Annotated in this window: 4 protein-coding genes and 1 pseudogene; all 5 read right to left on the bottom strand. The window is 22.9% G+C overall.

Annotated elements, in window-relative coordinates; genetic code table 11:
• Window positions 1–602: 602 nt before the first annotated feature.
• On the bottom strand, window positions 603–956 hold the full coding sequence (locus ACH8JV_RS19065; protein WP_396523197.1) for a hypothetical protein: 354 nt from the start codon (window positions 954–956) through the stop codon (window positions 603–605).
• 390 nt (window positions 957–1346) lie between these two features.
• Window positions 1347–1556, bottom strand: coding sequence for a hypothetical protein (locus ACH8JV_RS19060; protein ID WP_396523195.1), 210 nt, complete (start codon window positions 1554–1556; stop codon window positions 1347–1349).
• Window positions 1557–1593: 37 nt separating this feature from the next.
• Window positions 1594–1971: a lysozyme inhibitor LprI family protein gene (locus ACH8JV_RS19055; protein ID WP_396523193.1), complete on the bottom strand. Its 378-nt coding sequence runs from the start codon at window positions 1969–1971 to the stop codon at window positions 1594–1596.
• Window positions 1970–2381 (bottom strand): annotated as a pseudogene (locus ACH8JV_RS19050) (DUF1311 domain-containing protein); the annotation flags it as partial. The pseudogene ACH8JV_RS19050 and the gene ACH8JV_RS19055, both read right to left, overlap by 2 nt.
• Before the next feature lie 501 nt (window positions 2382–2882).
• Window positions 2883–3251 (bottom strand): hypothetical protein (locus ACH8JV_RS19045; protein WP_396523191.1); only part of this gene is annotated, 369 nt, incomplete at its 5' end.

Here is a 3251-nt window from a genome sequence, read left to right as displayed (position 1 = left end):
CTTAAATATAATTAATAGTAAAACCACACTATTAAAACTAAAAATTTTATCCATATAAAAAATAAATTTATTTACTTAAAATGGTTTTTTTGACTCTAATACCACTCCCTTCTCACTTACTTTAAAGGATTTATAAAAAATATTCCGCCACTGATAATAATTTACTTTTATATTATATTTTTCATCAATCCAGAACTCTGCATCAGTTCCAAAATTAACAGACTTCCCTGTACCACTCTTAAATACATTTAAAGCATAATTAATATTTTCTCCTTCATCAACAAAATAATTAATAAATACAAAATTATCACAAACATTTGATAATTACACTAGACTCTGTTATGTCACCACCTTTTCTATCAATATATTCAAAAATTACTAGAAAATCTAGAAATCGCTTTACTATTTATATTTTTCACCTTACTTTTTGATGAAAAAGCTAACTGCACTGACTCTATTTAACTCATTTGATGCGATCTCATTTTTTATATAGCACTTATCAACTATATCATTATCCGCATAAGCAGCACTAATATTAGAATATACAATTATTAATAAAATTATTTTCTTAAACACAAACATACTCACAAAAAGTTAATTAATTAAAGACATTTTCTTATATAATCTTTTTTATCAAAAAGATTCATTGGAATATTATTTTCTTCATCATATGTAATGTCATATAATTTATAATCCTTCCTATCAATTTTTATCCAACTAAAAGTCGCACCATCATTAATTCCACTTTTACTTTTAACAAAAATTTTTATAAAATCTTTTTCAGAAAAATCAAAAATTATATCATCCTTATTAATACCATTAAAATCAAAATTCTTAGATGCTATTAACATCAGATCATTCTTACATTGCTTTTTTTGATCATAAGAATTTTTAGAACTTTCTGCATTGCATTCTGAAATTACAAATAATGTAAATAAAAAAAATATAAATTTCATTATAAAACCTCTTTAAAGTTCCGATATGATTCTTGCTTTTACTTTACTTAATGCATTCCGATAAATCGTTTGTTTACTATCTTCTAGTGTAAACCACCGAGCATAATTGCAACGCAACATTCAAAGTATTTTACAAGATAGTCGAACTAATAATAAATTCACAAATTGTAAGAATCAAAATGGTTATCCTCTTAATATTAAATTGAAAAAATTCTATAATTTAGGCTTTAAATTATTTTAATTTTAAAGTTCATTAAACCATCTTTATGATTAACTTTACTTTAAGAGCAGACTAAACACCAACGTTTTCAAATTTACAAAAATATAAAATAATAAAAACGGTAAAATTTACTGTTTTTTATTATTAACTTGTTCTATAAAATTTATATTTTACTTTAATTTTAATATTTTTTCTTTATTACCCTTTTTATAAATTAAATTATAATTTTTATCGATTACTACATTTTTGTTTGCAGATATAGTTTTTTGCCCTACCAAACCAAAAGCATTAATAATAGAAATTTCTAACTGTGGACCTTCATCTTCATTGTCTTCAAAAGGAGAAACTATTATTTGTTTACTATCATCTATTTCAGGCAAAACAATACTATCTCCATATGCTGGTGAAATAAATACATCAATTTGAATACATTTTATTTAAAGATTTCAATTCTAACAATCTACTTTTATCACTGTTTAGTAAACAAGATTCTATAATTGTCTCTGCTCCATCGCCTTGGGCATTAGCTGCTTCTTTTACCAAAAATTCTTTGCAATATGTATTTTTATATTGTGTCCATTTTATTTGTGAAGCTTTTAATTCATTAACATTATCTACTGACTTATATAAATTTTCTAGTATTCTTTTCATTTCAGAATTAGTTGAACTTGATGCACTTCTAATACAACTTAGATTATCAAAGTCTGTTTTACATGTAGATACGGGCTTGGCTATTACACTACATCCACAAATCACAGTAATGACACAAATAATTATTAAACTTTGTTTTTTCATCTCTTTTCTTACCAACAATATTATATATATGTAGTTCTTTTAACCACTGATCAAAAGCTTGATACATATAAATTTTGTCTTTTAAAATTTTAATTTCACTACAATAACATAACATCCATCTATTTACAATTCTTTCATAATACCATTTATTAGGTGTCCTTCTAAACTATCAAAGTCCAAATATGAATTTTCAAATCTTTTATTGTAGAATTATTAAAATTACTTAAGCATTTATAGTTTTCACTATTTGCTTCTTTCCCATTAAACTTACATTTTAAATTTCTATTTTTCAACCCTGTACGTTGAGTATCATCAAGATACTTAACTTCACTATTATATATTGTCTTATCATCTAAATGTTGTGTTTTATAATCTTCTGTATTTGAGGAAATGCATACTTGAAAACCAATAAAAAAAAATTCTCACTATATATTCTCTATAAAATTAATACTATTATTTTAAAACTCTAATAAAATATTAAAATTAAATAAACCTAAAAGCTAGTTAGATTTATTTAATATAACTAAAATATTTAATAAAGATCATATAATAACTATTATTTATCCTTAAAGAAAATTTTTTTCTACCATCTATAACATAATAGGAATAAAGATAATAATTTCATTTTCTGTAGATAATTTTTCCAAATTTCTCATGACTATTAGCATCAAACAAATATAGATTATTATTTTTTCTTCCACCTTACATAAATAATTTTTATCCATTTGAAAACCAAAATTGAGAAAATACACTTTTTTGATGTTAGTGTTAAAATCATCTCCCTAGTTGCAACATTATCTTCTAAAATTTTTTATGAGCCATAATTATGATAGGTACCATTCCATATATCTCTATTTTTAAATGTATAGCTAGCAAATAATAAAATTAAGAATAATGTTGAATATTTCACATTATTTCCGTAATATTTTAATTAAATCACTTCCATTGTCATATTTTATATTTCCTATTTTTTTACAAGAAAATTCTTTATTAATAACAAAGTTAATAAATTGAGAATATTGGTGATATTCAACTTTAACTGTTACTAAACTATCAGTATCCTGTAATATTTTATATTTATTAGGAGTATCTTGTGAATGAATTAAAATATTAAAATCTATATTGCACACTCCATTTAAACTACTACTACACTCATAATCTTTTACTAACATATTTGTTAATTGGTTAGAAAAAAACCTAGAAATAGTTTTTCTATCAGCACTCTCAATAATTTTATTTCCATCTACAGGATAATTTTTATATAAGTTCATGATTAAACT

Source organism: Acinetobacter sp. ABJ_C5_2 (genome assembly GCF_044538485.1).
Taxonomy (GTDB): domain Bacteria; phylum Pseudomonadota; class Gammaproteobacteria; order Pseudomonadales; family Moraxellaceae; genus Acinetobacter; species Acinetobacter nosocomialis_A.
The sequence above is the reverse complement of the archived record's forward strand: the minus strand, read 5'-3'. Positions and strand labels throughout refer to the sequence as shown.